The following is a 5693-nucleotide window of genomic DNA, read 5'->3' on the forward strand; positions in this document are numbered from 1 at the left end:
CCCCCCCCCCCCGCCCCCACCGCCGCCACCACCCCCCCGCCGCGGCGGCCCTGGCCGCGGCGGTGGGGCGCGCGGGGGCCTCGCGGGCCGGTTCGAGCAGATGGATCTGGTGCGCGTCGGCGACCCGCCACAGCTCGGGCCTGGCGGCGTCGATGAGCCGGTGGTCGGGGATCAGCCACTGCTGGTCGTACGGGCCGTGCGCGACCTTGACGGGCTGCGGGCAGCGGCCCCGTTCGCGGGCGAACTGGCCGGTGGAGCCGGGCTGGCCGGGCAGTTGGGCGACGGCCGTGTACGGCGTACGGGACCGGCTCGGCCGGAACAACTCGGCCAGGTCCGCCGCGCCCTCGGCCCGTAGCAGACGGTTCCAGCGGGCCGTCAGCGCGGCTGCGTCGGCGGCCATCACCCAGGAGCGGCCGAGTCGCAGCGGGGCCACTGACCACGGCATGACCTCCGCGAGCCCCGGCGCCCCGCTCTCCTCGGCGTCCGTCACCGCCACGGCAGCCCTCCCCGACCGTCTGTGCCTCCAGCATGTTAACCAGCCGACGGGGCCCGCCGGTGGCGCCGGTGCGGCGCCGCGGTGACGCACACGGCACGGGCACGGGGCCTGGCGGGCGGCGGTGTACGCGGCGGCGGCAATGTAGCGGGCGCCCGTCCCGCGCGCGCGTGCGCGTCCCTGCCGGTCGGTGTCGGTTCCCGTGCCAGGGGCTGGCCCCCGCGCGCGTGCACGTACGGGGGAGCGGGAGGCTGCGGGGCAGTTCGCCTGGGCCCGCCCCCGCGCGCGTACGCACCGTCAGTGCCACCGCGACGGTGGCCCAGTGGTTCACACGTCAGCCCCCGTGCGCGTGCGCGTACGGGGACGAGACACCCCGGCCCGACGCCGCGCGGCAGCCGGTTCCCGTCAGCCCCCGCGCGCGTGCGCGTACGGGGACGAGACGGCCCGGACGAGTCCCGTGCTCCGACCGGCCCTCCTACGCGTGCGCGTACCCGCGCGTCAGTGCGCCTCCAGGGTGACCGTGAAGGAGAAACGATCTCCTCGGTAGTGGATGCGGGCCACGTCCACCACGGCGCCGTCCGCGTCGTAGGTGACGCCCGTGTAGTACAGGATCGGGCTGAGCAGCGGCACCTCCAGCAGCCGGGCCGTCTCCGGGGCGGCGAGCCGGGCCTCGACCGTGTCGGTGATGCGGCTGATGCGGACGCCGAGCGCGTCGCGCAGCACCTTGGTCATCGGCCATCGGACCAGGTCGGCGGGGTCGAGCCGGTCGGCGATGTCGGGGCGCAGAAAATTGTGGGCCCAGTTGGTCGGCTCGCCGCTCTCCTCGTCGCAGCGCAGCCTGCGGTAGGCCATCGCATCGGTGCGGCCGGGGAAGTGCTCGGCGAGGTCGGCCGGCAGCGGCTCGGGGCCGTGGCCCAGCAGCGTGGTGCGTTCACCGGACTGCTGGGCCACGATCGCGTCCACCGAGCCGAGCAGCCGCACCGGGGCGCCCCGCTTGGCGTGCGGCTCGATGAACGTGCCGCGCCGTCGGTGCCGGCTGATCAGCCCCTCCGCCTCCAACTCCTTGAGCGCCTGCCGCATGGTGAGGACGCTGACGCCGTAGTGCTCGGCGAGCCGGTCCTCGGTCGGCAGCCGCAACGGCTCCTCAGGGCGGCGGCCCAGTATGGAGGCGCGCAACGACTGGGAGACCTGATACCAGAGCGGCAGCTTGCGGTTCAGGGCGAGCGAGTCGGGAGCGAAGGTGGTCACGAGGGCTCCGTACTACGACGACCGGAAATGGCGCTCCAGACCCTGCCACACATCGTCGTACCCGCTCTGCAAGTGGTCGGCGGTGAGCGCCTGCTGCGTGGTGGTGACGGGCCACCGGGTCTCGAACATGAAGGCAAGCCCGTTGTCGATCTTCTGCGGGGTGAGCTCGGCCACGCTCGCCTTGTCGAAGGTGGTCCGGTCCGGGCCGTGCGCCGACATCATGTTGTGCAGCGAGCCGCCACCGGGCACGAAGCCGCCCTGGCCGGCCTTCTTCGCGTCGTACGCGCCCTCGACCAGGCCCATGTACTCGCTCATCACGTTGCGGTGGAAGTACGGCGGGCGGAAGGTGTCCTCGCCGACCAGCCAGCGCGGCGCGAAGACGACGAAGTCCACGCCGGCCAGGCCCGGGGTGTCCGACGGCGAGGTGAGCACCGTGAAGATCGACGGGTCCGGGTGGTCGTAGCTGATCGAGCCGATGACGTTGAAGGTGTGCAGGTCGTAGACGTACGGCACGTGGTTGCCGTGCCAGGCGACGACGTCCAGCGGCGAGTGGTCGTAGGTCGCGGCCCACAGGTTGCCGCAGAACTTGTTCACCACCTGCGTGGGCTCTTCGCGCTCCTCGTACGCGGCGACCGGGGCGCGGAAGTCCCGCGGGTTGGCCAGGCCGTTGGCGCCGATCGGGCCGAGGTCGGGGAGGGTGAAGGGCTGGCCGTAGTTCTCGCACACGTACCCGCGGGCGGTCGCGTCCAGGAGCTCGACGCGGAACCGCACGCCGCGCGGGATGAGCGCGACCTCGCCCGGCTCGGCGCGCAGCAGGCCGAGTTCGGTGCGCAGTAGCAGGCCGCCGCTCTCCGGGACGATCAGGAACTCGCCGTCGGAGTCGCTGAACACCCGGTCGGTCATCGAGGTGTTGGCCGCGTACAGGTGGATCGCCATGCCGGTGCGCTGGGTGGCGTCGCCGTTGCCGCCCAGCGTCCACAGGCCGGTGAGGAAGTCGGTGCCGGGGGCCGGCTCGGGCATCGGGTCCCAGCGCAGCCGGTTCGGGTCGGGCGCCTGCTCGGCCTGGTCAGGGCCGGTGAACGGGGCGCTGCGCAGGGAGCCGTTGTCGATCCGGACGAACGGCGGGTGCGCGGCCGACGGACGGATGCGGTAGAGCCAGGAGCGGCGGTTGTTGCGCCGTGGCTCGGTGAAGGCGGTGCCGCTCAACTGCTCCGCGTACAGTCCCAGGGGGGCGCGTTGGGGCGAGTTGCGGCCGTGCGGGAGCGCCCCGGGCACTGCCTCGCTGGTGTGTTCGTTACCGAAGCCGGAACTGTAGGACAGTGCCTCGGCGACCTTCCTCGCTTGCTCGTTGCCCGTGCCGCTCATCGCGTGCTCCCACCATCGAGATCCACCATCGAAGAATTCCTATGCTTGACCATAGGAATGAGAACGTCTGCCGTCAATGCGCCCGGCGGCACCAGGTTCTCTGCTGAGCGGCTTGGCGCGTCCGATAGTCGGGCGTTGTGGCGTTGTGGCGTTGTGGCGTTGTGGCGTTGTGGCGTTGTCGCCGGGTCGCCGGGTCGCTGTGGTGCCGCGTGCCGCGTGCTGCATGCCGCGGGTGCTTCGGTGCGCGGGTACGCGTACGCGCGCGTGTGTGCGCTCGCGTACGTACGAGGCGGGGCGATGTTCGTGAGGCGCACCGCGCTGACCTGGGGTTTTGCTCTTATTGCTCGCTTGTAAAGGTCTTGTTAGCGCAAAGTCGTGCTGCCTAACGTCACCTCACCGCCACCGCGGCGGCGTCGTCCGCCACGCGCCGGCGGCGTTCAACGGCGAACGTGAGGTGTCCCTTGCTGACCATCCTCGGTTTCGTCATGATCGCGACCTTTCTGGTGCTGATCATGATGAAGAAGATGTCCCCCCTGGCGGCGCTGGTGCTCGTTCCCGCGCTGTTCTGCGTCCTGGTGGGGAAGGGGGCCCACCTCGGTACGTACGTGCTCGACGGCATCGGCGACCTGGCGCCCACCGCGGCCATGCTCATGTTCGCCATCATCTACTTCGGCGTGATGATCGACGTCGGGCTCTTCGATCCGTTCGTACGGGTCATCCTGCGGTTCTGCAAGGCCGATCCGGTGCGCGTGGTGGTCGGTACGGCCGTGCTCGCGGCGGTGGTCTCGCTGGACGGTGACGGCTCGACCACCTTCATGATCACCGTGTCGGCGATGCTGCCGCTCTACCGCCGGCTGAAGATGAGCGTGCTCGTCATGACCTGCGTGGCGGCCACCGCCAACGGCGTGATGAACACCGTGCCGTGGGGCGGCCCGACCGCCCGCGCCGCCACCGCGCTGGAACTCGACGCCGGCGACATCTTCGTACCGATGATCCCGGCGCTCGCCGTCGGCCTGCTCTTCGTCTTCCTCCTCGCCTATCTGCTCGGCCGCCGCGAACGCGCCAGGCTCGGGGTGCTGACGCTGACGGAGCGGGGCGCGGAGGACGGGGCGGAGCCCACGGTGGGGGCCGGGGTCGGCTCGGCGGACGGCGCGTACGAGGCGGCGGGTGCGGCTCGGGGGGGCGTGGCGGTCGCCGGAGGGGCCGGGGGTGTCGCGGGCCCGGCGCCTGACGGTGCGGGCTCCGCGTCGGACGGTGCGGACCCGGGCGGCGGCGCGGCGGGGGCGGCGGGTGGCGCGGGAGCCGATGCGCACGTGCTCGATCCCGCCCGGCCGACGCTGCGTCCGAAGCTGTACTGGTTCAACGCGGCCCTGACGGCGGCCCTGCTCACCCTGCTGATCATGCAGACCCTGCCGATACCGGTGCTCTTCCTGCTCGGCGCCGCCATCGCGCTCACGGTCAACTTCCCCGCCATGCCGGACCAGAAGGAACGTATCGCCGCACACGCCGAGAACGTGCTCAACGTCTCCGGCATGGTCTTCGCCGCGGCCGTCTTCACCGGGGTGCTCACCGGCACCGGGATGGTCGAGCACATGGCCCGCTGGCTGGTGGACGCCATCCCCGACGGACTCGGCCCGCACATGGCCCTGGTCACCGGCGTGCTGAGCATTCCGCTCACGTACTTCATGTCCAACGACGGCTTCTACTTCGGCATCGTGCCCATCCTCGCCGAGGCCGGCGCCGCGCACGGGGTGTCCGATCTGGAGATCGCCCGCGCCTCGCTGGTCGGCCAGTCGCTGCACATGTCGAGCCCGCTGGTGCCCGCCGTGTACGTGCTGGTCGGCATGGCCAAGGTGGAGTTCGGCGACCACACCCGGTACACGGTGAAATGGGCGGCGCTCACCGCACTGGTGGTGCTCGGGGCCGGACTGTTGTTCGGCATCATCTAGGCCATGACGGGGACGACGCCCGGTAGGGGCTGGCTACTGCGCCTGATCATCGCGTTCGCCTTCGCGCAGGGGGCGGTGAGCATGGCGCGGCCCGCCGTGTCCTACCGGGCGCTGGCGCTCGGTGCCGACGCCCGCGCGGTGGGCGTGATCGCCGGCGTGTACGCGCTGCTGCCGCTGCTCGCCGCGGTGCCGCTGGGGCGCCGTACCGACCACGGCAGGGCCGCCCCGCTGCTGCCCGTCGGGGTGTTGCTCATCGCGGGCGGCTGTGCGCTCAGCGGGCGGGCCGGGTCGCTGGCCGAGATGGCGGTGTGGAGCGGCGTGATGGGCCTGGGGCACCTGACCTTCGTCATCGGCGCCCAGGCCATCGTCGCCCGCCGCAGCACCCCCGACGAACAGGACCGCAACTTCGGCCACTTCACCATCGGCGCCTCCCTCGGCCAGCTCATCGGCCCGGGGGGGGGGGGGGGGGGGGGGGGGGGGGGGGGGGCGGCGCCCCCGGGCCGCCCCCCCCCCCCCCGCCGGGGGGGGGGGGGGGGGGGGGGGGGGGGGGGGGGGGGGGGCCCAAGGAGGAGTTCGCCGCGCTCGGGGTGCCGTTCGGCGAGCGCGGGCGGCTGACCGATGCGTGTTTGAGCGTGTTG

General features: G+C 72.5%; 4 protein-coding genes and 1 pseudogene. 2 read left to right on the forward strand and 3 right to left on the reverse strand.

From position 1 onward, the window contains the following. The 3 genes from AAHZ94_RS27365 to hmgA all read right to left on the reverse strand — a co-directional run. Positions 1 to 496 (reverse strand): type ISP restriction/modification enzyme (locus tag AAHZ94_RS27365; RefSeq protein WP_502964800.1); only part of this gene is annotated, 496 nt, incomplete at its 3' end. A gap of 495 nt (positions 497 to 991) precedes the next feature. Beyond that, positions 992 to 1741, reverse strand: a complete 750-nt coding sequence (locus AAHZ94_RS27370; RefSeq protein WP_349996105.1) for a GntR family transcriptional regulator — start codon at positions 1739 to 1741, stop codon at positions 992 to 994. 12 nt (positions 1742 to 1753) lie between these two features. Continuing rightward, positions 1754 to 3106, reverse strand: coding sequence for a homogentisate 1,2-dioxygenase (hmgA, locus tag AAHZ94_RS27375; RefSeq protein ID WP_349996107.1), 1353 nt, complete (start codon positions 3104 to 3106; stop codon positions 1754 to 1756). Positions 3107 to 3567: 461 nt separating this feature from the next. Between hmgA and AAHZ94_RS27380 the strand changes: the two genes are divergently transcribed. Both AAHZ94_RS27380 and AAHZ94_RS27385 read left to right on the forward strand, forming a co-directional pair. Further along, positions 3568 to 5055 carry a CitMHS family transporter gene (locus AAHZ94_RS27380; RefSeq protein WP_349996112.1) on the forward strand — a complete coding sequence of 496 codons (1488 nt, stop codon included), beginning with the start codon at positions 3568 to 3570 and terminating at the stop codon, positions 5053 to 5055. A 3-nt stretch (positions 5056 to 5058) separates the two neighbouring features. Then, positions 5059 to 5535: pseudogene (locus AAHZ94_RS27385) on the forward strand (MFS transporter); the annotation flags it as partial. Between the last annotated feature and the right edge of the window lie 158 nt (positions 5536 to 5693).

Origin of the sequence: Streptomyces sp. HSW2009 (genome assembly GCF_040240285.1) — a bacterium.
Lineage (GTDB): Bacteria > Actinomycetota > Actinomycetes > Streptomycetales > Streptomycetaceae > Streptomyces.

Coding starts and splice junctions, on each gene's coding strand:
- hmgA (WP_349996107.1), bottom strand. CDS start 3,106: ATGAGCGGCACGGGCAACGAGCAAGCGAGGAAGGTCGCCGAGGCACTG.